General features: G+C 69.6%; 24 protein-coding genes. 5 read left to right on the top strand and 19 right to left on the bottom strand.

All coding sequences use genetic code 11. The annotated features are described in order from the left end of the window. Positions 1 to 42: 42 nt before the first annotated feature. The 11 genes from rpsS to rfbB form a co-directional block, all read right to left on the bottom strand. Positions 43 to 324 (bottom strand): 30S ribosomal protein S19, encoded by a 282-nt coding sequence (gene rpsS, locus AB0N76_RS05595; protein WP_030055821.1) that lies wholly within the window; start codon positions 322 to 324, stop codon positions 43 to 45. Positions 325 to 335: 11 nt separating this feature from the next. Further along, positions 336 to 1172 carry a 50S ribosomal protein L2 gene (gene rplB, locus AB0N76_RS05590; protein ID WP_363553465.1) on the bottom strand — a complete coding sequence of 279 codons (837 nt, stop codon included), beginning with the start codon at positions 1170 to 1172 and terminating at the stop codon, positions 336 to 338. Between the two features lie 36 nt (positions 1173 to 1208). After that, on the bottom strand, positions 1209 to 1532 hold the full coding sequence (gene rplW, locus AB0N76_RS05585) for a 50S ribosomal protein L23 (protein ID WP_093861719.1): 324 nt from the start codon (positions 1530 to 1532) through the stop codon (positions 1209 to 1211). Further along, positions 1529 to 2206: a 50S ribosomal protein L4 gene (rplD, locus tag AB0N76_RS05580; protein ID WP_045937810.1), complete on the bottom strand. Its 678-nt coding sequence runs from the start codon at positions 2204 to 2206 to the stop codon at positions 1529 to 1531. The genes rplW and rplD overlap by 4 nt, the downstream gene beginning before the upstream one ends. A gap of 4 nt (positions 2207 to 2210) precedes the next feature. Beyond that, the gene (gene rplC, locus AB0N76_RS05575; protein ID WP_360184161.1) at positions 2211 to 2858 is read right to left on the bottom strand and encodes a 50S ribosomal protein L3; all 648 of its coding nucleotides are present in this window, start codon (positions 2856 to 2858) and stop codon (positions 2211 to 2213) included. Between the two features lie 14 nt (positions 2859 to 2872). Beyond that, positions 2873 to 3181: a 30S ribosomal protein S10 gene (gene rpsJ / locus AB0N76_RS05570; RefSeq protein WP_012785157.1), complete on the bottom strand. Its 309-nt coding sequence runs from the start codon at positions 3179 to 3181 to the stop codon at positions 2873 to 2875. A 460-nt stretch (positions 3182 to 3641) separates the two neighbouring features. Beyond that, positions 3642 to 5444 carry a hypothetical protein gene (locus AB0N76_RS05565; RefSeq protein WP_363553463.1) on the bottom strand — a complete coding sequence of 601 codons (1803 nt, stop codon included), beginning with the start codon at positions 5442 to 5444 and terminating at the stop codon, positions 3642 to 3644. A 261-nt stretch (positions 5445 to 5705) separates the two neighbouring features. Next, the gene (locus AB0N76_RS05560) at positions 5706 to 6482 is read right to left on the bottom strand and encodes a glycosyltransferase family 2 protein (protein WP_363553461.1); all 777 of its coding nucleotides are present in this window, start codon (positions 6480 to 6482) and stop codon (positions 5706 to 5708) included. After that, positions 6479 to 6880 carry a DUF2304 domain-containing protein gene (locus tag AB0N76_RS05555; RefSeq protein ID WP_363553459.1) on the bottom strand — a complete coding sequence of 134 codons (402 nt, stop codon included), beginning with the start codon at positions 6878 to 6880 and terminating at the stop codon, positions 6479 to 6481. The genes AB0N76_RS05560 and AB0N76_RS05555 overlap by 4 nt, the downstream gene beginning before the upstream one ends. Positions 6881 to 6972: 92 nt before the next feature. After that, on the bottom strand, positions 6973 to 8274 hold the full coding sequence (locus tag AB0N76_RS05550) for a hypothetical protein (RefSeq protein ID WP_363553457.1): 1302 nt from the start codon (positions 8272 to 8274) through the stop codon (positions 6973 to 6975). Further along, a complete protein-coding gene (rfbB, locus tag AB0N76_RS05545; protein WP_363553455.1) occupies positions 8271 to 9245 on the bottom strand; it encodes a dTDP-glucose 4,6-dehydratase in 975 nt (324 codons plus the stop codon). The genes AB0N76_RS05550 and rfbB overlap by 4 nt, the downstream gene beginning before the upstream one ends. A gap of 106 nt (positions 9246 to 9351) precedes the next feature. Between rfbB and rfbA the strand changes: the two genes are divergently transcribed. The 5 genes from rfbA to AB0N76_RS05520 all read left to right on the top strand — a co-directional run bounded on the left by rfbA (position 9352) and on the right by AB0N76_RS05520 (position 14240). After that, complete coding sequence (gene rfbA, locus AB0N76_RS05540) at positions 9352 to 10227, top strand: glucose-1-phosphate thymidylyltransferase RfbA (RefSeq protein WP_363553453.1); 876 nt, start codon at positions 9352 to 9354, stop codon at positions 10225 to 10227. After that, positions 10224 to 10823, top strand: a complete 600-nt coding sequence (rfbC, locus tag AB0N76_RS05535; RefSeq protein WP_363553451.1) for a dTDP-4-dehydrorhamnose 3,5-epimerase — start codon at positions 10224 to 10226, stop codon at positions 10821 to 10823. The genes rfbA and rfbC overlap by 4 nt, the downstream gene beginning before the upstream one ends. Before the next feature lie 153 nt (positions 10824 to 10976). Continuing rightward, entirely contained in the window at positions 10977 to 11879 is a 903-nt protein-coding gene (locus tag AB0N76_RS05530; protein WP_363553449.1) for a glycosyltransferase, read from the top strand. A 78-nt stretch (positions 11880 to 11957) separates the two neighbouring features. Then, complete coding sequence (locus tag AB0N76_RS05525; RefSeq protein WP_363553447.1) at positions 11958 to 12914, top strand: NAD(P)-dependent oxidoreductase; 957 nt, start codon at positions 11958 to 11960, stop codon at positions 12912 to 12914. 105 nt (positions 12915 to 13019) lie between these two features. Further along, complete coding sequence (locus tag AB0N76_RS05520) at positions 13020 to 14240, top strand: acyltransferase (RefSeq protein ID WP_363553445.1); 1221 nt, start codon at positions 13020 to 13022, stop codon at positions 14238 to 14240. Here the strand turns inward: AB0N76_RS05520 and AB0N76_RS05515 are convergent. From AB0N76_RS05515 to rpsL, 8 genes are all read right to left on the bottom strand, one after another. Next, positions 14224 to 14691 (bottom strand): GtrA family protein, encoded by a 468-nt coding sequence (locus AB0N76_RS05515; RefSeq protein WP_363553443.1) that lies wholly within the window; start codon positions 14689 to 14691, stop codon positions 14224 to 14226. The two genes, AB0N76_RS05520 and AB0N76_RS05515, sit on opposite strands and share 17 nt — an antisense overlap. A gap of 18 nt (positions 14692 to 14709) precedes the next feature. Beyond that, the gene (locus tag AB0N76_RS05510; RefSeq protein WP_363553441.1) at positions 14710 to 17121 is read right to left on the bottom strand and encodes a hypothetical protein; all 2412 of its coding nucleotides are present in this window, start codon (positions 17119 to 17121) and stop codon (positions 14710 to 14712) included. A 96-nt stretch (positions 17122 to 17217) separates the two neighbouring features. After that, positions 17218 to 18165: a glycosyltransferase family 2 protein gene (locus AB0N76_RS05505; RefSeq protein ID WP_363553439.1), complete on the bottom strand. Its 948-nt coding sequence runs from the start codon at positions 18163 to 18165 to the stop codon at positions 17218 to 17220. A gap of 262 nt (positions 18166 to 18427) precedes the next feature. Continuing rightward, positions 18428 to 19624: an acyltransferase gene (locus tag AB0N76_RS05500; protein ID WP_363553437.1), complete on the bottom strand. Its 1197-nt coding sequence runs from the start codon at positions 19622 to 19624 to the stop codon at positions 18428 to 18430. Positions 19625 to 19832: 208 nt separating this feature from the next. Further along, positions 19833 to 21026, bottom strand: a complete 1194-nt coding sequence (gene tuf / locus AB0N76_RS05495) for an elongation factor Tu (protein ID WP_313764195.1) — start codon at positions 21024 to 21026, stop codon at positions 19833 to 19835. A gap of 195 nt (positions 21027 to 21221) precedes the next feature. Then, positions 21222 to 23327 (bottom strand): elongation factor G, encoded by a 2106-nt coding sequence (fusA, locus tag AB0N76_RS05490; RefSeq protein ID WP_363553435.1) that lies wholly within the window; start codon positions 23325 to 23327, stop codon positions 21222 to 21224. A 39-nt stretch (positions 23328 to 23366) separates the two neighbouring features. Continuing rightward, the gene (gene rpsG, locus AB0N76_RS05485; protein WP_030055803.1) at positions 23367 to 23837 is read right to left on the bottom strand and encodes a 30S ribosomal protein S7; all 471 of its coding nucleotides are present in this window, start codon (positions 23835 to 23837) and stop codon (positions 23367 to 23369) included. Positions 23838 to 23839: 2 nt separating this feature from the next. Continuing rightward, entirely contained in the window at positions 23840 to 24211 is a 372-nt protein-coding gene (gene rpsL / locus AB0N76_RS05480) for a 30S ribosomal protein S12 (protein WP_014144289.1), read from the bottom strand. Between the last annotated feature and the right edge of the window lie 199 nt (positions 24212 to 24410).

The following is a 24410-nucleotide window of genomic DNA, read 5'->3' as shown; positions in this document are numbered from 1 at the left end:
CCTTGCTGGTGTAAGTCATTGAGTCGGTAATCTCGCTGGCGACTAGCGACGCTTCGACTTGCGGTCGTCCTTGACGTGACCGCGGAAGGTACGCGTCGGCGCGAACTCGCCGAGCTTGTGGCCGACCATCGACTCGGTGACGAACACCGGGACGTGCTTACGGCCATCGTGGACCGCGATCGTGTGGCCGAGCATGGCCGGGAAGATCACGGAGCGACGGGACCAGGTCTTGATGACGTTCTGGGTACCCGCCTCGTTCTGCGCGTCCACCTTCTTGAGAAGGTGGCCGTCGATGAAGGGGCCCTTCTTGAGACTGCGCGGCATCTGACCTGCTCCTAGCGCTTCTTGTTGGTCTTGCGGCGGCGCACGATGAGGGCGTTCGAAGCCTTCTTCGGGCTACGAGTGCGACCCTCCTTCTGGCCCCACGGCGAGACCGGGTGGCGACCACCGGAGGTCTTACCCTCACCACCACCGTGCGGGTGGTCGATCGGGTTCATGGCCACACCACGCACGGTCGGGCGAACGCCCTTCCAGCGCATACGGCCGGCCTTGCCCCAGTTGATGTTCGACTGCTCGGCGTTGCCGACCTCGCCGACGGTCGCGCGGCAGCGCGCGTCGACCAGGCGGATCTCACCGGAGGGCATGCGCAGGTGCGCCATCTTGCCCTCACGCGCCAGCAGCTGAATGCCGGCACCGGCGGAGCGGGCCATCTTGGCACCGCCACCGGGACGCAGCTCCACCGCGTGGATGGTCGTACCGACCGGGATGTTGCGAAGCGGCAGGTTGTTGCCCGGCTTGATGTCGGCCGCGGGGCCGTTCTCGACCCGGTCACCCTGCGCGATGCCGCGCGGCGCGATGATGTAGCGCTTCTCGCCGTCCGCGTAGTGCAGGAGCGCGATGCGCGCGGTGCGGTTCGGGTCGTACTCGATGTGCGCGACCTTGGCCGGCACGCCGTCCTTGTCGTGACGACGGAAGTCGATCACACGGTAGGCGCGCTTGTGCCCGCCACCCTGGTGGCGAACGGTGATCCGACCGGCGTTGTTACGGCCGCCCTTGCTGTGCAGGGGGCGAACCAGCGACTTCTCCGGCGTGGACCGCGTGATTTCGACGAAGTCGGCCACGCTGGAGCCACGGCGGCCCGGCGTAGTCGGCTTGTACTTGCGGATACCCATTTTCGTCCTCGTCTTGATCGACGATCACGGCCTCCGTCAGGAGGTCGGACCACCGAAGATGTCGATACGGTTGCCCTCAGCCAGCGTCACGATGGCGCGCTTGGTGTCCTTGCGCTTGCCAAAGCCCGTCTTGGAGCGCTTGCGCTTGCCCTGACGGTTGAGCGTGTTGACGGACTCGACCTTGACCGAGAAGACCGCCTCGACGGCCTGCTTGATCTGGGTCTTGTTGGCACCGGGCGACACGACGAACGTGTACTTGTTCTCGTCGAGGAGCGAGTAGCTCTTCTCCGAGATGACCGGCTTCACCAGGACGTCACGGGGGTCCGTGAACGTCTTGCTCGTGATCTCTGCAGCCATCAGGCGGCGCTCCCTTCGAGCTCGCCCTCAGCAGCCACGGCCTTGGCGGACGCGGCGGGACCCGCCACGAAACGCTCGAAGGCGGCCTGGGTGAAGACCACGTCGTCGGAGACGAGCACGTCGTAGGTGTTCAGCTGGCCGGCGTCCAGGATGTGCACGTGCGGCAGGTTGCGGGCGCTCTTGAGACCCAGCTCGTCGGCACGCTCGACGACGAGGAGGATGTTCTTGCGCTCGGTGATCTTGCCGAACAGGCCCTTGGCGGCCTTGGTCGACGGCACCTCGGCCGCGATCACGTCGGTGACGACGTGGATGCGGTTGTGGCGGGCCCGGTCGGTGAGCGCGCCACGCAGAGCGGCGGCGATCATCTTCTTGGGCGTCCGCTGCGAGTAGTCGCGCGGCACGGGACCGTGCACGACGCCACCGCCGGCGAACTGCGGAGCGCGGGTCGAGCCCTGACGGGCGCGGCCGGTGCCCTTCTGGCGGTACGGCTTCTTGCCGCCACCGCGGACCTCGCCACGCGTCTTGGTCTTGTGGGTGCCCTGACGGGCCGCAGCGAGCTGCGCCACGACGACCTGGTGCATCAGCGGAACGCTGACCTTCGCGTCGAAGATCTCGGCCGGCAGCTCGAGGCTGCCGGTCTTGTCGCCCGAGGGCGACAGGATGTCAATGGTGCTCATATCCTCACAGCCCCTTCGCCGCGGTGCGGACGAGGACGAGGCCGCCGTTCGGGCCCGGGATTGCGCCCTTGATCAGGAGCAGCCCCTTCTCCGCGTCAACGGCATGGATGGTCAGGTTCTGGGTGGTCACGCGCTCGTGGCCCATCCGGCCGGCCATCCGTACGCCCTTGAACACACGACCCGGGGTGGCGCAGCCACCGATCGAGCCGGGCGAGCGGTGCTTGCGCTGCACACCGTGACCGGCGCCGAGGCCCCGGAAGTTGTGGCGCTTCATGACACCGGCGAAGCCCTTGCCCTTGGAGGTGCCGGTCACGTCGACCTTGACACCCGCCTCGAACAGCTCGGCGGTGATCTCCTGGCCCAGGGTGTACTCGGACGCGTCCGAGGTACGCAGCTCGACCAGGTGGCGGCGCGGGGTGACACCGGCCTTGGCGAAGTGACCCGCGAGGGGCTTGTTCACCTTGCGGGGGTCGATCTCGCCGAAGCCGATCTGCACGGCGTCGTAGCCGGCCGGGCTGTCGGCGGTGTGGACCTGGGTCACGACATTGGGCCCAGCCTTGACGACGGTCACCGGAACGATCCGGTTGTTCTCGTCCCAGACCTGGGTCATGCCGAGCTTCTCGCCCAGGATGCCCTTAATCTGCTTAGCCATCTTCGGTGCGCCTCTCAGAGCTTGATCTCGATGTCGACGCCAGCCGGCAGGTCGAGACGCATGAGCGAGTCAACCGTCTTCGGCGTGGGGTCGAGGATGTCGATCAGACGCTTGTGAGTACGCATCTCGAAGTGCTCGCGCGAGTCCTTGTACTTGTGCGGCGAGCGGATGACGCAGTACACGTTCTTCTCAGTGGGCAGCGGCACCGGGCCCGCGACCTGCGCACCAGTACGAATCACCGTCTCGACGATCTTCTTCGCCGAGGAGTCGATGACCTCGTGGTCGTAGGCCTTGAGCCGGATGCGGATCTTCTGTCCCGCCATGGCTACTTTGTAGTCCTTTTGTCCTAGTCACTACTCGGCCGTCCTCCGACCCCCGCGCTCGGGCGTGTCGCCCTCTCGCTTGCAAAAAACCGGCGAATCACTTCGCCAGTCTCCATTTGGGTGGGGAACCCGTCGGTTCCGTGGACGCCGGGTCGAGGCCCCGCTCACGCTTCCCGGAAGATTCCCGTACTTTCGCCCCGCAGCTGCCGCGGTGTCGACTTCACACCACTGCGTTCACACACTGTCCGTGAACACATGAACGGCCATCACGGGAACGACGAGTACATGGGACTCGCTTCCGGTCCTCCCGGCGGGAGGCGCGCAGCATCGGCAACTCAACCGAGCAACTTGGACATACTGCCACAGGAAACCACCCGAATGCCAATCGGGGCCGGTGAGGCGTACCTCACCGGCCCCGAACGGGGTGCTCCGACGGAGCGGGGTCACCGCTCCCCCGGCGCTACTTCTTCGGCGGGCGGCCGCAGACCTGCTCCCAGGCGGGGCCGGTGTTGGCGCACCAGAGCTTGAACTCGTCCGGCCCGAAGGTGTACTCGGCGAGGTCCTTGTTCACCGGGTTGCACGCCTGCTTGCCCTTGTACGGGGAGTACTTCGGGCAGTCGCCGTTCTCCAGCGCCTGCAGGTGGGCGCGGAGCGCGTCCAGGCCCATGTCCTCGACGCCGGGGTTGGTCGACGGCATGAAGCGGTTGGCCGACCAGGAGCCGCCCATCGTGGTGAACAGCGCCACGGCGCAGATCAGGCCGGCGGCCAGCTGGGCCAGGACCCGCGGCGAGATCCGGGCGGCCCTGGCCGGGGCCACGTCGGCCAGCGTCGAGCGGACCCAGCCGAAGCCGCGCTCGTAGGTCAGCATGATGCCCATCACCGTCAGGATGATCAGGCAGTAGAAGATGATCCAGGTGGTGCGCGGGTACAGCTGGACGGCCTGGTTGTGCTCCATGTGCGAGGCGAACCAGAAGCGCAGCAGCCAGGCGCCGATCAGCACGAACCCGGTGGTGCGGACCACGATGTTGCGCAGGCCGAGGCCGACGCCGAGGCCCACGCCGAGGAGCAGCAGCAGCGCGAAGCCGGTCTGGCCGGCCAGCTCGCCGGACTCCGGCCAGTTGTGGTAGGTCAGCGTGCCGGAGCGGTCCGAGGCCCAGCCCAGGACGTACGCCGGGTCGATGTAGGTGTTGATGTACGCGTAGCGGTCCATGGTGGACGCGCCCAGCTTGACCAGCTGGTAGAGCAGCGGGGCGCCGATCACCGCGGCGGTGACCAGCATCGCGCCCAGGAAGACCAGCGCGCGCTGGAGCGCGCGCTTGCCGCGGCGCCACGGGAAGATCAGCAGCGCCAGCAGGAACGAGCCCGGCGCGGCCCACAGGTACCAGCCCGAGTACCAGACGAACATCACACCGAAGGCCACGCCGAAGCCGAGGCCGCGCAGCGCCGCCGAGCGCGCCGACAGCTCGTCGGAGCGGCGGATCTCGCGGAAGCAGGCGGCCAGCAGCGGCAGCAGGACCAGCATCGAGCCGTGGCTGTACGGGCGGATCGGGTCCAGGAAGACGATCGAGGTGGGGACGGCGACCGCCATCGCCCAGAACGGCCGGAGCAGCATCCGCCAGGACAGGTAGGCCATCGGGCCGACCAGCGCGCTGAGGATCAGCTGGAGGTCCTTGAGCGCGTGCCCGACGCCGGGGATGCCGCCGTGGAAGAGCTTGGCCCAGACCGCGAGCAGCGCCGGGAAGAGCGGCGGGTAGACGCCCGGCAGGCCCTTGCCGCGGATCATGTCGTTGGCCATGCCCATGAGGTTGCCCGGGTCGCCCTCCTGGCCGCCGAGGCCCCAGGGGGTGCCGTGCAGCGCGACCGCGATGCCGCCGGCGACCACGCCGGTGGACAGGCCGGCCAGCGCGGCGCAGACCAGCCGCTGGGCCACCTGGTAGTAGCGCAGGGTGCCGCGGTAGGCGAGGAAGAGCAGGGCCGCCAGCACCGGGATGCCGATCAGCGCCGCGTACTGCTGGATCTTGGCGAGGCCGCTGACCTGGCCGATCCGGTTGGTCGGGTTGACGCTGATGTGCGTGCAGAGCAGCATGAAACCGAGACCCGCGGCGACACTGACCAAGACCTCGGCGCCGCGCATGAACCAGCGGTTCGCGGTCCAGCGGGCCAGCGCGCCGGAGCGGCCGACCGCCGCGTCGCCGGCTTCGGCCTTGGTTTCGTGTGGAGCTGTGGCGGGGCCGCCGACGACGTCCGGGGCCAGATCCGTCATGTGAAATCGCTTCCGTGAAGCGGCAGCCTGCCGCGGTTCGGGCCGTCTCGCGGGTCGGGGCGAGAGCAGCGGGCGCGGACCGGTCGGGCGCCGGGTGCGCGGTCGTCTTCAGTTCGGGCCGTCGGGTACGAACGGAGCGGCCGTCCCCGACACGCTAGCAAGGCGGGCCGATGCCGTGCCGCCCCCCTTGCGACCGTGAATCTGCGGCAGTGCCCGGTACGCGTGACGCGTACCGGGCCTGAGGCGTTCTGTGCGGGGCGGTCAGGCCTTGCCGACCAGCTCGCGCTGCCGGGCGGCCGACTTGCTGGCCGGCTGGATCAGCTTCAGGTGCGGCGGCATCCGGCGGATCATCGCCAGCAGCAGCACCAGACCGGCCCGGGCCAGGTAGATCGTGGCCTTGATCGGGGAGGCGCTGGGGGTGCCGGTGGTCCGCTCCCGCATCGCGACCGGGACCTGCCGGATCACGAAGCCGCAGCGGGCGGCGCCGACCATGCTCTCGATCGTGTCACCCAGGTACTCGACCGGGTACCACTGCGAGAAGAACTCGATCATCGGCTTGTTGCAGGCCTTGAAGCCCGAGGTGGTGTCGGTGAGCTTGGTGCCCGCCGTGCGGGACAGCACCACCGACAGCAGCTTCATCGCCCAGGAGCGCGGGCCGCGCACCTTGTACGAGCCCTCGCCGGCGAACCGGGCGCCGATGACCAGGTCGGCCTCGTCCAGCTTGGCGATCAGGGTCGGGACGTACGACGGGTCGTGCTGGCCGTCGGCGTCGCACTGCAGCGCGATGTCGTAGTCGTGCAGGTGCGCGTAGCGGTAGCCGAACCGCATGGCGCCGCCGACGCCCAGGTTGTACGGCAGCTGGGCGACCTTCGAGCCGTGCGCCGCGGCGACGGCGGCGGTGTTGTCCACCGAGCCGTCGTCCACCACCAGGGTGTCCACGCCGGGCAGCTTCTGCTGGATCTCGCGCAGGATCTTGGGCAGACCCTCCGACTCGTTCCAGGCGGGAAGGATGATCAGTACCTTCTTGCCGTCGATCATGCCCTCACCTCGGGGTCGGTCGCGCTGCGCGCCTCGTTGTTCGCACCCGCGACCGGGAAGCCGTGGTGCTCGGCCAGGTGTGCCCGCATCATCGCGACGTCCTCGGCCAGGGTGCGGGTCTCCGCCTCCAGCCGGGAGGCCTCCCAGCTGAGGTGCAGCGAGACCAGCAGCACGAGCACGAAGCCCGCGAACAGCACGAGGCTCACGCCGGAGGCGATGCCGAGCCGACGCGCGGTCGAGTCCAGGATCGTGGGGAAGAAGCCGAGCGGCGCCACGACGACGCCGATGGCGAGCCAGATCGCCGCGTACTTCTCCCGGAGTTGCTGTCGGCGCAGCAACTCCAGGATGTAGACGAGCACCAGCACGCCGGTGATCGAGGTAATGACGGAGAGTTGCACGACTGGGAGCGCCTTTCAGCGGCAGTGGCGTGGCCAAATGGTATTGACATCTTAAAAGGCGTGGCGATGCCCCATGGCCGACGCCCCGTGTGCTAACGCGCCGCCAGAGGTGCCCGTTGCTCCGCCACCGCCGGTGCGGGGGCGGCCAGCGAGCGGGCCAGCGCCCATAGCATGGCAGCCGCGCTCACTCCGGCACCAGCCAGGTAGGCGAGTTCGACCCGGGTCGCGATGCTCCCGGGCCCCAGGGTGACGGTGACCAGCACCACGGTGCCGGCCAGCCAGGCCAGCAGCTGCCGCTGGTGGCGGCCCAGCGAGAGCAGCGCCTGACCGAACACGGTCGCCAGCATGTAACAGAGCGTGCCGGCCACCAGCCACAGGAAGTCCAGCGACCCCAGCACGTTCTGGGCCTTGAACAGCACCTGGATCGCCCACGGGCCGAGCACCACGGTCGGCAGCCCGGCCGCCGTGCACATCACCACCACGATCCCGCCGGTGCGCAGCAGCACCTTGCGGAACTCCGCCTGGTCGCCGGCGGCGGCCGCCCCGGACAGCGCCGAGACCAGCGAGGCCTGGATCGCCGCGTAGGCGAACAGCGGGACGCGGGCCAGCACCACGGCGTTGGCCAGCGCCGCGATCAGCGCCTTGGAGGAGGGCGACAGCGTGCCGACGCTCACCACCGCGGCGTTCACCATCAGCTGGGCGAGCAGCGTGGAGCCGGTCAGCAGGCCGAGGCCGGCGGTGACGTCCCGCCACGCCGGGGCCGGACCGCCGCGCCGGTCGGCGAACACCTTGCGCATCCCGATCACCGAGGCCGCCAGCGGCGCGACCACCAGGATCATCGCGAAGGCCGTCGGGGAGTGCGTGCCGAACACCGGGATCAGCGCGGCCAGGCCGATCCGCAGCCCGCCGTCGACGGCGAGCTGGGTGCCGTACGCGCCGAAGTGGCCGAGGCCGGCCAGCGCGCCGCGGGCGACCGAGCTGACCGCCAGGCCCACCAGGGCGCCGCCGAGCCCGGCGACCAGCCCGAGGTGGCCGTCGAAGAAGCGGTCGGCGATCGGCCGGGCCGCGGCGGCGACCACCGCGAGCACCACGGCCAGCACCACGGCGGTGGCCAGCAGCACCCGGCGGATCGCCGGCCCGGGCCCGTTGCCGGCCACGTCGCGGGCCGCGACCAGCCGGTTCAGCTCCAGCTCGACCGGGGAGAACAGCCCGTACCCGACGGACATGACCACGGTCCAGAGCATGTTGACGCCCGCGACCTGGGTGGTGTCCAAGCTGTGCCCGGCCAGTGCCAGGAAGATGTACGACGAGACACCGAGCACGACGGTGCCGCCGAGGACGAGCCGGACACCCGGGGGCAGCGCCCCGAGCAGCTTGGACACCGGGTTGGTCATCGCAGGGCGGCCTTGGCCTTCAGCGGCTCCCACCAGGCGCGGTTGTCGCGGTACCAGGCGATGGTGGCGGCGAGGCCGTCCTCGAAGCGGACCTGCGGCGCGTAGCCGAGCTCCTCGCTGATCTTGGTGATGTCCAGCGAGTAGCGCAGGTCGTGGCCCAGGCGGTCGGCGACCGGCTCGACCATCGACCAGTCGGCGCCGGCGGCCTCCAGCAGCAGGCCGGTCAGCTCCTTGTTGGTGATCTCGGTGCCGCCGCCGATGTTGTAGACCTCACCGGCCCGGCCCTTGCGCATGGCCAGCTCGATGCCGCGGCAGTGGTCCGAGACGTGCAGCCAGTCGCGGATGTTGCCACCGGTGCCGTACAGCGGCACCTTCCGGCCGTCCAGCAGGTTGGTGGTGAACAGCGGGATGACCTTCTCCGGGAACTGGTAGTGCCCGTAGTTGTTGGAGCAGCGGGTGACCACCACGTCCATGCCGTGGGTGCGGTGGTAGGCCAGCGCCAGCAGGTCGGAGCCGGCCTTGGAGGCCGAGTACGGGGAGTTCGGGGCCAGCGGCCACTCCTCCGTCCAGGAACCCTCGGAGATCGAGCCGTACACCTCGTCGGTGGAGACGTGCACGAAGCGGGCCACGCCGTGCTTCTTCGCCGAGTCCAGCAGCACCTGGGTGCCCAGGACGTTGGTCACGACGAACGGACCGGCTCCCTCGATCGAGCGGTCCACGTGCGACTCCGCCGCGAAGTGGACGACCACGTCGTGGCCGGGCATGACCGCGTCCACGGCCTCGGCGTCGCAGATGTCGCCGCGCACGAAGGCGTAGCCGCTGTGGTCGGCGACGGGCGCCAGGTTGGCCTCGACGCCCGAGTAGGTGAGCTTGTCGAAGACGGTGATCTGATCCGTTGCGTCGGCGCCGAGCAGCTGGCGGACGAACTCTGAACCGATGAAGCCGGCGCCGCCGGTGACGAGGATGCGCATAGTGCGGGAAGTCTACCCGGGCACCGCGGGCCGACCGCCCGGGGGCGGAGGCCGCGGAAGGCCTCGCCCGACCGGCCCGCCCCGCACGTCACATAAGCTTCGCGCCATGCGTGGAATCCTCTTGGCGGGCGGTACCGGGTCACGACTGTGGCCGCTGACCCGAGCAGTCTCGAAGCAGCTCCTCCCCGTCTTCGACAAGCCGATGATCTACTACCCGCTGTCGACCCTGGTCATGGCGGGCATCAGCGAGATCCTGATCATTACCACCCCCCAGGACCAGGAGCAGTTCCAGCGGCTGCTCGGCGACGGCTCCCAGTTCGGGCTCAAGCTCGAGTACGCCGTCCAGGAGAAGCCCGAGGGCATCGCCCAGGCCTTCGTGCTGGCCGCCGACTTCATCGGCGACGAGCCGGTCGCGCTGATCCTCGGCGACAACATCTTCCACGGCAGCGGCCTCGGCACCCGCCTCGCGCAGCACACCGAGCCGGTCGGCGGCCGCGTCTTCGCCTACCCCGTCGCCGACCCGACCGCGTACGGCGTGGTCGAGTTCGACGACAACGGCCAGGTCATCTCCATCGAGGAGAAGCCCACGCAGCCGAAGTCCCGCTACGCCGTCCCCGGCCTGTACTTCTACGACAACCGCGTGGTCGAGATCGCGGCCGGCCTCAAGCCGAGCGCCCGCGGCGAGCTGGAGATCACCGCCGTCAACGAGGAGTACCTCAAGACCGGCGAGCTGCACGTCACCATCCTCGACCGCGGCACCGCCTGGCTGGACACCGGCACGTTCGTCTCGATGGTCCAGGCCTCCGAGTTCGTCCGGGTCATCGAGGAGCGCCAGGGCTTCAAGATCGGCTGCATCGAGGAGGCCGCCTGGCGGGCCGGCCTGATCGGCTCCGAGCAGCTGCGCGAGCTGGCCGAGCCGCTGCGCAAGAGCGGCTACGGCGACTACCTGATCGCGCTGCTCGACGAGGAGGCCGGGCGGTGAAGTTCCGCGAGCTCTCCATCGCCGGCGCCTTCGAGGTCACCCCGCAGCAGCACGGTGACCCGCGCGGCCTGTTCATGGAGTGGTACCGCTTCGACCACCTGTCCGAGGTGGTCGGCCACCCGCTGCGGCTGGCCCAGGGCAACCTGTCGGTCTCCGCGGCCGGCGTGGTCCGCGGCATCCACTTCGCCGACGTCCCGCCCGGCCAGGCCAAGTACGTCAGCTGCGTGCGCGGCGCCGTGCTGGACGTCGTGGTCGACCTACGGGTCGGCTCGCCGACCTTCGGCAAGTGGGAGTTCGTCCGCCTCGACGACGTCGACCGCCGGTCGGTCTACATCCCCGAGGGCCTGGGCCACGGCTTCTGCGCGCTGAGCGACGACGCCACGCTCTCCTACGTCTGCTCGGAGACCTACAACCCGACCGGCGAGCACGCCGTCCACCCGCTCGACCCGGACCTCGGGATCGAGTGGCCGGTCGAGGTCCCGCAGCTGTCCGCCCGGGACGACGCCGCCCCGTCGCTGGCCGAGGCGCTCGCCTCCGGCCTGCTCCCGGACTACCAGGCCTGCCAGGAGTTCACCGCGGGTCTGCGCACCGTCTGACCCCGCCCGATGCCCGGGTCCGTCCGCCTTCGGACGGACCCGGGCATCGGCGTACCCGCGGCGGGCCGGGGGCCCCGAACGGCTCAGTATGATGGGCCCGCCGCAGGGTCTCCCCTGCTCCGGCCCCGACTCCGACCAGCGGATGTGCCCCACATGACGACACTGGAAATCCTGCTTCCGTACTACGGCGACGTCGCGCTGATGCAGGCCGCGGTGCGCAGCGTGCTGGCCCAGACCGACGGCGACTGGCGGCTGACCGTCGTCGACGACGGCAAGGAGCCCGGGGTCCCGGAGTGGTTCGCGGAGCTCGACGACGACCGGGTGCGGTACTTCCGCAACGAGCAGAACCTCGGCGTCACCGGCAACTACCGCAAGTGCCTGGGCCTGGCCGAGCACGAGCACATGGTGTTCATGGGCACCGACGACATCATGCTGCCGAACTACGTGGCCACCGTCCACTCGATCCTGGAGCAGTACCCGCGGGTCGCGATGGTGCAGCCCGGCGTCGAGGTCATCGACGGCGACGGCAAGCCCAGCAACACCCTGGTCGACGAGGCCAAGCGCCGGCTGTACGCGCCCAAGGTGCAGGGCCGCCGGCTGCTCGGCGGCGAGGAGCTCGCGGTCAGCCTGCTCAAGGGCAACTGGCTGTACTTCCCGTCGATCTGCTGGCGCACCGAGGCCGTGAAGACCACCGGCTTCCGGGACAACCTGGAGATCATCCAGGACCTCGCGCTGGTCATCGACCTGCTGCAGGCCGGCGAGCACATGGTGGTCGACGACGCCAAGGCCTTCCAGTACCGCCGGCACGCCGTCTCCATCTCCTCCTCCTCGGCGTTCAGCGGCACCCGCTTCACCGAGGCCCGGCGCTACTTCCTGGACGCCGCCGACCGGCTGGACGCGCACGGCTGGCACCGCGCCGCCAAGGCCTCCCGGCTGCACCTGTCGGCCCGCATCCACGCGCTCACCCTGGTGCCGGGCGCGGTCCGGGCCGGCCAGTGGGACGGCGCCAAGACCCTGCTGCGCAACGTCACCAGCACGGCCGGCCAGCCCCGCTGAGCCCGGCCGCCCCGCCGCACCCCGCCACCCGCCGAGCCCCGCCACCCGCTGAGCCCGTTCCCTAGGGAGTCCCCTGCCATGACCACCCCGCACGCGGCCCCGGCCCGGATCGCCGTCCTCGGCGGCACCGGCTTCATCGGCCGACTGCTCGGCGCCAAGCTCCAGGAGCAGGGCCTCGACGTCCTCAGCCTCGCCCGCAAGGCCCCCGAGCTGCCGGCCCCCGGCCGCTTCGTCGCCTTCGACCTGTCCACCGCCGAGCCCGCCGCGCTGACCGAGCTGCTCGAAAGCGAGCGGATCGACACCGTGGTCAACGCCGCCGGCGGCATGTGGGGCCTCACCGACGAGCAGATGTACGAGGCCAACGTCGTGCTCACCGAGCGGCTGGTCGAGGCGCTCGCCGCGATGGCCGCGCCGGCCCGGCTGGTCCACCTCGGCACCGTCCACGAGTACGGCCTCGCGCCGATCGGCGTCAGCCAGCGCGAGCAGGACCAGGCCGCCCCGGTGATGGAGTACGGCAAGCTCAAGCTCGCCGCCACCGAGGCCGTGGTGCGCGCGGTCGAGGCCGGCCGGCTGGACGCCGTCGTGCTGCGGCTCGGCAACGTGGTCGGCGCCGGCCAGCCCGGCCACAGCCTGCTCGGCGTGATGGCCGCCAAGCTCGACGCCGCCCGGCTGGCCGGGGAGACCGCCCAGCTGTCGCTGCAGCCGCTCACCGCCCAGCGCGACTTCGTCGACCTGACCGACACCCTGGACGCCGTCCTGCTCGCCGCCGAGGCGCTGGCCGCCGGCCGCACCGTCCCGCCGGTGCTCAACGTCGGCACCGGCGCGGCCTCCTCCGCCCGGTACCTGGTCGAGCTGCTGATCGAGGAGAGCGGCGTGCCGACCGAGGTCACCGAGGTCCCCGCCCCGGACGGCACCGGCCCGGAGACCGAGTGGCAGCAGCTGGACGTCACCGCCGCCCGCGACAGCCTGGGCTGGGAGCCCAAGCGCTCGCTGCGCGAGGCCGTCCGCGAGCTCTGGCTGGCCCAGGCCGGCTGAGCCGCTCCCTGACCGACGGTGCGCGGGCCGCCCACCCCGGCCCGCGCACGGGGCCCGTCCACCGGACGGGCCCTTCCCCGTGCCACCCTCACCCGTCGGGGAACCATGAGCCCGCGCGCCCCGCGCCACCCCCTGCTCCACCCGCTGCTCCACCCGCGCGGCACCCTCGCGCAGCTCACCACCGGTCGCGGCAACGCCTTCGGCGCGCTGCGCCTGCTGCTCGCCGTGACCGTGGTCGTCTCGCACGTCTGGCCGGTCGGCTGGGGCCGGCTGGACCCGCTCTGGGACTGGAGCGACCACCGCACCGACTTCGGCAAGACCGCCGTCCTCGGCTTCTTCGCGCTGTCCGGCTTCATGATCACCGGCAGCGCCGCCAAGCTCCGCCCGCTCCGCTACGCCTGGCACCGGGCCCTGCGCATCCTGCCCGGCCTGCTCGTCTCGCTGCTGTTCTGCGCGCTCGTCCTGACCCCGCCGCTCTACCACTGGCAGCACGGCACGCTGGCCGGGTTCTGGAGCCGCCCGGACGGCCCGGCCGGGTACTTCACCAGCCTCGGCAGCGTCAACCCCACGGCCGGCTGGGACGTCTCCGGGGTGATCGCCGAGGGCGTCCGCCGCGGCACCAACTTCGACCGCAGCCTCAACGGCGCGCTCTGGTCCCTCAAGTACGAGGTGCTCTGCTACCTCGGGGCCGGCCTGCTCGCCGCGTTCGGCGCGCTGCGCCGCGACCGCCGGCTGGTGCTGGCCGCGACCGCCGCCCTCTGGCTGCTCACCGTCTCCGGCCTGGCCGACCTGCCCTACCCCGCCAGCCCGCTGGCCGGCCCCTCGGTCGCCGTGCCCGGACTCGGCCGGCTGAGCGGCTACCTGCTGCTCCACCTCGGCTTCGTGTTCCTGCTCGGCGGCGTGCTGCGGCTGTGGGCCGAGCGGGTGCCGGTGCACGACGGGCTGGCGCTGGCCGCGGCGCTGGTGGTCCCGGTGACCGTCCGCTGGGGCGGCTACCCCGAGCTCGGCCACCCCGCGCTGGTCTACCTGCTGCTCTGGGCGGCGGCCCGGCTGCCCGGCTGGTGCCGGCGGATCGGGCGGCGCGCCGACTACTCCTACGGGGTGTACATCTACGGCTTCCCGGTCGAGCAGGCGCTGGCGCTGCTCGGCGCCGCGAGCCTCGGCAAGGCCGGCTTCCTGGCCTGCGCGCTGGCCGCCACCGGCCTGCTCGCGGTGTTCTCCTGGCACTGCGTGGAGGAACCGGCGCTACGGCTGCGGGACCGCGCCCGGCCGTGGCCGCGGTCCCGCACCCGGAGCGCCGAGGCCCCCGTCAGTCCTTGTCCTTGAAGACCCAGACCTTCATCAGCAGGAACCGCACGATGGTGGCCAGGCCGTTGGCCACGATCAGGCCGCCCAGCTCGACCACCTTGGAGGCGTGCGGCGCGGCCAGGTCCAGCAGCTTCAGCACCCCGGAGCTCAGGCCGAGCCCGATCAGGAAGGCCACCGCGCCCTGCGCCTGGTGCTTCAGCGCCCCCTCGCTGCCGGTGATGCCGAAGGTGAAGCGCCGGTTGGCGGCGGTGTTGGCGACCGCGCTCACCGCCAGCGCGATCAGGTTGGCCGCCTGCGGGTCGACGGCGAACCGCGCCACCCAGTACAGGCCCAGGTAGAACAGCGTGCTCAGCACGCCGATGATCGCGAACGCCGGCAGCTGGCGCTTGACCGTGCCGGCCGGCTGCCCCGCCTGCTCGCCGGGTTCGGCGGCGGGGGGCTTTTCGGTGGAGACCATCTGGTTGCCCATGCTTCTTCGGTCGTCGGGTCAGGACAGCTCGTAGACGGCCATCCGGCCGTTGTCGAACACCTGCTTGGCGAGCGTCTTCAGGACCGGGGACTCGGGCCCGGTCTTGCGGTTCACCACGACGTAGCGAACGTGGTACTGGTCGTGCAGTCGGCCGAGGATGTCGGCCGTCGGATTGTAGACGGCGTCGTCGTTCAGCTTGAGCAGCGCCTGGTCCCAGAAGGTGCCGGACTTCTCCGACATCAGCCGCGGCGAGTAGGCCCATCCCTCGACCAGCACCGAGCGCTCCGAATAGGCGCTCAGGTCGAAGGCCAGGGAGTTCCAGCAGGTCGCCCCGGGCCGGTTGAAGTCGAACTCCGAGCGGCAGTGGGTGTTGGTGACCAGGACGTCCTCGGGGTCGCTGTGCGAGCGGACCCAGCGCGCGGCCTCGACCTGGCTGGCCGGCAGCGGCCAGGCGCCGTCCCACGGCACCTCCCGGGACTGCTGCACGTCGAGCAGCAGCGAGGGCGCGCCCGCCGCCAGCGACGCGGTCAGCAGGACGATCCCGCCGCGCCGCCGCAGCGCCGGCACCAGCGTCCGGCCGGCCGCCCACCAGAGCATGCCGCAGACCGCGGCGATCGCGGCCAGCGCCGCCGCCGCGGCCAGCGCGGGCACCAGCGCGCTGTAGGACTTCGTGCCCTTTTCGTCGCCGATCGCCTTGCCCGCGAAGGTCGCCCAGTCACCCGCGTAGTGGTGGATCCCGTAGGTCAGCAACAGCACGAAGGCGACCGTGCCGACGGCCAGAACGGCCTTGCCCCAGGCCGACAGGGCGGCACGGTCGAAGGCCTCGCCGTAGCCCCAGGCGGACAGCAGCACGCCGAAGGAGAGCCCGGCCAGGGTGAAGTAGCTCGCGTTGAAGCCGTTCACCACCAGGTACGCGGCCGGGCCCGCGATGGCCCCGCCGAGCAGGAACCACTGGACCGGCTCCAACCGCAGCCGCCGGCGCCAGATCAGCGGGATCATCCCGGCCATCCGGAGCTGGTGGTTGAGCAGGTAGGCCACCACGGTCGCGGCGACCACCGCGCCCTGGGTCACCGCGGTCCGGGTCTGCTGCGGGTCGGCCCAGTACTTCTCGATGTTGCCGAAGGGCACCACCTCGAGGCCGTAACTCTCGAACCGGAACATCACCGCGGTGGCGAAGACCTGGGCAGCGGCGACGATCGCACCGAGGCCGACGATCGTCCACGGGATGCGCCGGGTGCCGATCAGCACCATCAGGCCCGCGAAGGCCAGCCCGGCCAGCGTCACCGGCAGCGAACTCGCCTTGGCCGCGCTGGAGGCCAGCGCGAACAGGGCGGTGAGCACGAAGGCGCCGCGGCCGAGCGCCGGGATCCGGGCGCTCGCCCCGGTGTCCGCTCCGTCCGGACCACCGCGGCCGCGCAGCGCGTCGCCGACGACGCCGATCAGCGCCATCAGCAGCGGCTGGCTGTAGGTGAGCGACAGGCTCGCCCAGGACATCAGCGGCACCGCCGGGGCGCCGAAGGTCCAGCTCCCGACATTGTTCGGGTAGATCGCGTTGAACTCGCCCACCGCGAAGATCAGCAGGGCGGCGACGGGGCCCGCCCAGGCCCGGCCGGTCAGCCGGTGCGCCACCACGGCGGTGATCAGCATGCCGAGGGCGGCCAGCGCGGGCACCATCAGCCGCATCTGGATCACCGGCAGGTCGATGTGGCCGACCAGGTCACCCATCGCCATGTGGACGAAGGTGAACCAGTGATAGTGCAGCGGCTCGCCGGCGGCCTGCGGGAAGGTCAGCGGGGCGTTGTACTTGGCGTTCCCGGCCAGCGACAGCAGGTACGGCAGGTCGATGTACTGCAGGGTGGTCTCGGAGTTCGGCAGTACCGGGTTCTTGCGCAGGAACACCGCGTACATGTAGGCGCTGGTGAACGCGACCGTGCCGGCCACCGACCAGGACCAGCCCGCAGACATCCGGCGGTAGCCGCGCGGGAACCAGTGTCGCCGCAGCCCCGGTACCGCGAGGAACGGCACCACCACCGCCAGCGGCCAGGCCGTGGCGACCGATTGCAGGCCGAGGCCGACCAGCACGGCCCAGGCGACCAGCTCCAGGACGAGGCCGACCACCGCACCGAAGGCGAGGTCCTCCAACAGGGTGTGCGGACGCCGACGGAGCGAACGGAAGACCAGCGTGCCCGGGAGCAGGACGCCCCAGACCGCGTAGCCGGTGTACCGGGCGATGTCGCTGAGCGAGGTGTCGGCGGCCGTGAGCAGGGCGACCAGGAAACCGTAGGCCGCGAGGGCGGGCAGGAACCTCAGCAGCCGGTCGACGGCCGAGAGCGGGGCACCGTCGCCGTCCGGAGCGGAGTCGGCGCCACGTCGCCCGGCCGTCGCGGTCGGCCCACCCAGGGTGGGTGCGGTGCTGTCAGTAGTGCCCATCACTCTTCTTTTTCTCCTGCGACCATGCGTCGACTCCCTGGCTGGCGATGACCGGTCCGTCCCACGGCGGTCGGCCGCCGTGGGACGGATTCGGGGTCATGCCACGTACTCGGAGACCTTCCGCGACCGCGCGACGGCCTCGTCGGCCGAGTCGTAGCCGACGAAGTACGCCGGGCGGGCCTGGGACGCCGAGTAGATCCGGCCGACGTACTCGCCCAGCAGACCGATGCAGATCAGCTGGACGGCGCCCAGGAAGAGCATGCCGACGAACAGCGAGGACCAGCCGGGAACGGTCTTGCCGAGCGCGTACTCCACCGTGGTGTAGACGCCGAGGCCGACGCAGAGCACGAAGCTCAGCAGGCCGAGCCAGGTGGCCAGGCGCAGCGGGCTGGCGGAGAAGTTGGTGATGCTGTCGATCGCGAGCCGGAGCATCTTGGAGAGCGGGTAGTGGGTCGAGCCGGCGACCCGCTCCTCGCGCACGTAGACGACCTCGCCGCTGGGGAAGCCCAGCCACGGGACCAGCAGGCGGTAGACCGGCTGGTGCTCGGGCAGCGCCTTGAGCGCGTCCACCGCGGCGCGGCTGAGCAGGCGGAAGTCGCCGGCCTGGTTCGGCATCTTCTTGCCGACCAGCTTGCGCATCAGCCAGTAGTAGGCGCCGGCGGTGCGGCGCTTGAAGACGGTGTCGGTGCCGCGGTCGCCGCGGACGCCGTAGACGATGTCGAGGTTCTGCGCCTGGGCGAGCGCGAGCATCTCGGGGATCTTCTCCGGCGGGTCCTGCAGGTCGGCGTCGATGGACACCACGTAGTCGCCGAAGGCGCGGTGGATGCCGGCGGTGAGCGCCGCCTGGTGCCCGGAGTTGCGGGCGAAGCGGACGATCCGGAACTCCGGCCAGTCCTGGTGGATCTTCTGCATGATCGCCGGGGTGGCGTCGGTGCTGCCGTCGTCGATGCCGACGACCTCGTAGTCGATCCCCAGCCCGTCCAGGATCGGACGCAGTCGCTGGACCGTCAACGGCAGGGCTTCCTGCTCGTTGTAGATCGGCATCACGACCGACAAGAGCGGCGCCGGCGAGGCGGCCGGGTGCTCTGCCGATACTGTTGCGTTGTACATCAGTTGTCGCCCGTCCCTTGGGTCTTCGAGATCGATCGATCGGCATCGGGAATTCGCGCCGGAGAACCCGGCCAACCGAAACAGAGGATGCGAGGAGATGTGCGCGGCCGGGTGATGGCGGCCAGGCTAGCAGCAGGCCTTTACCTCTGCATGAATGCGTCTTGAGCTCCGCATTCACCTGGTTCCCCCGGCTTCGTCAGGGGTTCGCGGCGGGGGGCCCGTCCGAGGTCCGGCGCAGGGTCGCCATCGAACGGTCCAACGCGTTCTTGAGGATCGTGGACACCGGTCGCTCGACCAGGCGGTGGATCAGCCAGGCCGTCACGAGCATCGCCACGAGGGTGGTGGCCAACGCCGCTTCCACACCGAAGTCCTTGGTGAGCAGGTAGTGGATCAGCGTCCAGCCGATCTCCTGGTGGATCAGGTAGAGCGGGTAGGTGAGTGCCCCGGCAATCGTCAGCCACTTCCACTGCACCCAGTCGAACAGCCCGAGCGCGGCACCGAGCACGAGGGCGAACGCGAGGGTCACCACGGCGGCCATGACGTTCCACGACAGCGGGTGACCCAGGACGTTGACGTAGACCTCCTGGATCGCCCGGAGCCGGGTCAACGCGAGGATCCAGGAGAAGCCGACGATTCCCCAGAGCAACAGGTTCTGACCGAACTTGTACATCAGGAACATGCCGACGCCGGCGATGAAGAACGGTGACTCGTTCGGCATCACCATCGTGGTCAGCAGCGGTATCCCGGCCTGCGGAGCGAGTACCGCGAGGATCGTCCAGACCCCGCAGAACGCGACCACCTTGCGGTAGGTGAGGCCGGTCGCGACAACCAGGGCGAACAGCAGGTAGAACCTCATCTCCACCCACAGCGTCCAGTAGACGCCGTCCACGTGCCGCATCCCCAGGGGGGTCTGCAGCATGGTGAGGTTGCCCAGGATGACGTGGAGGTCGAGACCGTCCGCCGCTCCCCACCGGGCGAACTGCTTGAAGTTGAGCACCACCAGGCTGGTCAGCGCGATACCGGCCCAATAGCCCGGGTAGAGGCGGACCACCCGGGAGACGAAGAACTCGCCCGGCCGCTTTCCCCAGCAGCTCATGCAGATCACGAAGCCGCTGATGACGAAGAACAGCTCCACCCCCAGCCAGCCGTAGGCCGCCACCCGGTTCAGCAGTGGCAAGGCCTCCTTCGGGGTGACGCCCTGCCACACCCCGGCGATGCCGACGTAGGCCGTCCAGTGGAAGGAGAGCACGCTCAGTGCCGCGAAGAGACGCATCCCGTCGAGGGCGTAGAGCCGCGGGCGTTTCGTCCGGCCCGCCCCGGACGACCCGCCTTCGGGGCGGGCCGAGCGACGCCGGAGCAGCGAGGGCTTCGTCAGAAGCGGGGCAGAGGTCATTCCGGAGCGCTTTCGGCGAGTGGGGCGGAGAGCCTCGGTCAGCCTCGCTCTAGCGACGGCTGCGGGTGGTTCAGTCTATCCGGCCCGAGCGAGCCCTATACACAGCGCCCCCCGCCGGTTCCACCCGACACGCCGAAGGGCCCCGCACACCTGGGGTGTGCGGGGCCCTTCGGATCGCCTGTTCGGTACAGGCAGGTCAGATCGTCAATTACTTGAGGATCTTGGTGACCTGGCCGGCGCCGACGGTGCGGCCACCCTCACGGATGGCGAACTTCAGGCCCTCCTCCATGGCGATCGGCTGGATCAGCACGACGGTCATGGCGGTGTTGTCGCCCGGCATGACCATCTCGGTGCCCTCGGGGAGGGTCACGACGCCGGTCACGTCCGTGGTACGGAAGTAGAACTGCGGGCGGTAGTTGTTGAAGAACGGGGTGTGACGGCCACCCTCGTCCTTCGACAGGATGTACGACTGGGCCTCGAACTCGGTGTGCGGGGTGACCGAACCGGGCTTGATGATGACCTGGCCGCGCTCGACGTCCTCGCGCTTGATGCCACGGAGCAGCAGACCGACGTTCTCACCGGCCTGGCCCTCGTCGAGCAGCTTGCGGAACATCTCGATGCCGGTGACCGTGGTGGTGGTCTTGGTCTCCTTGATGCCGATGATGTCGACAGTCTCGTTGACCTTGAGGATGCCACGCTCGATACGACCGGTGACGACGGTGCCACGACCGGTGATCGTGAAGACGTCCTCGATCGGCATCAGGAACGGCTGGTCCACGGCGCGGGCCGGGGTCGGGATGCTCTCGTCGACCGCGTGCATCAGGCCGAGGAGCTTCTCGCCCCACTCCTTGTCGCCCTCCAGCGCCTTCAGCGCGGAGACGCGGACGACCGGCAGGTCGTCGCCCGGGAACTCGTACTCCGAGAGGAGCTCGCGGACCTCGAGCTCGACGAGCTCCAGGATCTCCTCGTCGTCCACCATGTCGGCCTTGTTCAGGGCGACGACGATGTAGGGGACGCCGACCTGGCGGGCCAGGAGGACGTGCTCCTTGGTCTGCGGCATCGGGCCGTCGGTGGCGGCGACGACGAGGATCGCACCGTCCATCTGGGCCGCACCGGTGATCATGTTCTTGATGTAGTCCGCGTGACCCGGGCAGTCGACGTGGGCGTAGTGACGCGCCTCGGTCTGGTACTCGACGTGCGCGATCGAGATGGTGATACCGCGCTGCCGCTCCTCCGGCGCCTTGTCGATCTGGTCGAACGGCGTGAAGGGGTTGATCTCCGGGTACGCGTCGTGCAGCACCTTGGTGATGGCCGCGGTAAGGGTCGTCTTACCGTGGTCAATGTGACCGATGGTGCCGATGTTGACGTGGGGCTTCGTCCGCTCGAACTTCGCCTTCGCCACTGCAGTCCTCCTGAGGACAGTTCTGTACGCCGTGCTGACGTCAGTTGGTCTTTGATCGGGTTTGGGTACGGAGTGCCGAGGCACTCCATGCCGTCCCGCGGGTGGGGGCCGGAGGTCCCCGGGAGGATCCGTCGGATCCTCCCGGGACGCCTCCTAATAGCCTAAGGGGTCCTAATCATCCCGATTGTCGGGACGTTACTCGCCCTTGGCCTTGGCGATGATGTCGTCCGCCACGTTCCGCGGAACCTCGGCGTACGAGTCGAACTGCATCGAGTAGCTCGCGCGACCAGAGGTCTTGCTGCGCAGGTCACCGACGTAGCCGAACATCTCGGAGAGGGGCACCAGCGCCGTGACGACGCGGGCACCGTGACGCTCGTCCATGGACCGGATCTGGCCACGGCGAGAGTTGATGTCGCCGATCACGTCGCCCATGTAGTCCTCGGGCGTGGTGACCTCGACGGCCATCATCGGCTCCAGGAGGACCGGCTTGGCCTTCCGGGCGCCTTCCTTGAAGGCCATCGAACCGGCGATCTTGAACGCGAGCTCGGACGAGTCGACGTCGTGCGCCGCACCGTCGAGGAGCTTCACGCGAACGCCCTGGAGCGGGTAGCCGGCGAGGATACCGAACTCCATGGCCTCCTGGCAGCCGGCGTCGACCGACGGGATGTACTCCCGGGGGACGCGGCCACCGGTGACCAGGTTGACGAACTCGTAGCCCTCGGCCTGCTCGAGCGGCTCGATCGCGATCTGCACCTTGGCGAACTGACCGGAACCACCGGTCTGCTTCTTGTGGGTGTAGTCGATGCGCTCGACGGCCTGACGGATCGTCTCGCGGTACGCGACCTGCGGCTTGCCGACGTTGGCCTCGACCTTGAACTCACGGCGCATACGGTCGACGAGCACCTCGAGGTGCAGCTCGCCCATACCCGCGATGATGGTCTGGCCGGTCTCCTCGTCCGTGTTGACCTGGAAGGACGGGTCCTCCTCGGCGAGACGCTGGATGGCGACACCCAGCTTCTCCTGGTCACCCTTGGACTTGGGCTCGATCGCGACGCGGATGACCGGGGCCGGGAAGTCCATGGACTCCAGGATGACCGGGTTCTTCTCGTCGGACAGCGTCTCACCGGTGGTGGTCTGCTTCAGGCCCATGACGGCGATGATGTCGCCGGCGCCCACCGAGTCGATCTCCTCACGCTTGTTCGCGTGCATGCGGTAGATCTTGCCGATGCGCTCCTTCTTGCCCTTGACGGCGTTCAGCACCGAGGTGCCGGACTCCAGGCGGCCCGAGTAGACCCGGACGAAGGTGAGCTTGCCGAGGTGCGGGTCCGACATGATCTTGAACGCGAGGGCGGCGAGGGGCTCCTCGTCCGAGGCCTTGCGGGAGATCTTGACGGTGTCGTCGCCCGGCTTGGTGCCCTCGATGGACTCGATGTCCAGCGGGGACGGCAGGTACTTGACGACGGCGTCGAGCAGGGGCTGAACGCCCTTGTTCTTGAACGCGGTGCCGCAGAAGATCGGGGTGAAGTCCGAGTTCAGCGTGCCCTTGCGGATCGCGTCCTGCAGCAGCTCGACCGGGATCTCCTCGCCCTCGAGGGCGAGCTCCATGATCTCGTCGCTGTGGTTGGACACGGTGTCGATCAGCTGCTCGCGGTACTCCGCGGCCTGGTCCTGCAGGTCGGCCGGGATGTCGACGATGTCGTACATCTCGCCCTTGGCGGCCTCGGCGGACCAGACCAGCGCCTTCATGCGGACCAGGTCGACAACGCCCTGGAAGTCCGACTCGGCACCGATCGGCAGCTGCATGACCAGCGGGGTGGCGCCGAGGCGGTCCACGATGGTCTTGACGCAGAAGAAGAAGTTCGCGCCCGTGCGGTCCAGCTTGTTGATGAAGCAGATGCGCGGGACGCCGTAGCGGTCAGCCTGCCGCCACACGGTCTCGGACTGGGGCTCGACACCGGCGACACCGTCGAACACCGTCACGGCACCGTCGAGCACGCGCAGCGAACGCTCCACCTCGACGGTGAAGTCGACGTGGCCCGGGGTGTCGATGATGTTGATGGTGTGGTCGGCGTCGTCGACCGTCCAGTGACAGGTCGTCGCGGCCGACGTGATCGTGATGCCGCGCTCCTGCTCCTGCTCCATCCAGTCCATGGTGGCAGCGCCATCGTGGACCTCACCGATCTTGTACGAGACACCGGTGTAGAACAGGATCCGCTCGGTGGTGGTGGTCTTGCCCGCGTCGATGTGCGCCATGATCCCGATGTTGCGGACCTTGGCGAGGTCAAGGGAGGTTGCAGCCATGGTGGCTCGTTCTCTCTCTGTCTAGTGACGGGGTACGGACTACCAGCGGTAGTGCGCGAAGGCCTTGTTGGACTCGGCCATCTTGTGGGTGTCCTCGCGACGCTTCACGGAAGCGCCCAGGCCGTTGCTGGCGTCGAGGATCTCGTTCATCAGGCGCTCGGTCATGGTCTTCTCGCGACGGGCGCGCGAGTAGCCGACCATCCAGCGCAGCGCCAGGGTGCTGGCGCGGCCCGGACGGACCTCGACCGGAACCTGGTAGGTCGCGCCACCGACACGGCGGGACTTGACCTCGAGGGCCGGCTTGACGTTCTCCAGCGCGCGCTTCAGCGTCACGACCGGGTCGGAGCCGGTCTTCTCACGGACGCCCTCAAGGGCGCCGTAGACGATCCGCTCGGCGGTGGAGCGCTTGCCGTGCAGCAGGATCTTGTTGACCAGCTGGGTGACGACCGGGGAGCCGTAGACCGGGTCGATGATGACCGGGCGCTTCGGGGCGGGGCCCTTACGAGGCATTCTTACTTCTCCTTCTTGGCGCCGTAGCGGCTGCGGGCCTGCTTGCGGTTCTTGACACCCTGGGTGTCAAGCGAACCGCGGATGATCTTGTAGCGGACACCAGGAAGGTCCTTCACACGACCACCGCGAACCAGCACGATGGAGTGCTCCTGCAGGTTGTGGCCCTCGCCCGGGATGTAAGCGGTGACCTCGATCCCGCTGGTGAGGCGCACACGGGCGACCTTACGAAGCGCCGAGTTCGGCTTCTTCGGGGTGGTCGTGTACACACGCGTGCAGACCCCACGGCGCTGCGGGGAGCCCTTCAGCGCGGGAGTCTTGTTCTTCTCGACCTTGTCCTGCCGGCCCTTTCGGACCAGCTGCTGGATCGTAGGCACCGTTTCTCCGTTTTCTGTGTGCCAAGGCTTGGTGGAACTAACCTGCGGTGTCACCCTCCACACACGGCCCCGTGGTCGACCCACGCGGTCGGGTGTGTTGGGCTTATTCCGACACGGAATCCCATGAGCTGATGTACAGCGACGGCGCTCTACGCGCGGGGCGCTCGAAGGCGCTCCGGCTCGGCGCGGCGACCGGTGT

The sequence above is a fragment of the Kitasatospora sp. NPDC093806 genome (genome assembly GCF_040683335.1).
Lineage (GTDB): Bacteria > Actinomycetota > Actinomycetes > Streptomycetales > Streptomycetaceae > Kitasatospora.
The sequence above is the reverse complement of the archived record's forward strand: the minus strand, read 5'-3'. Positions and strand labels throughout refer to the sequence as shown.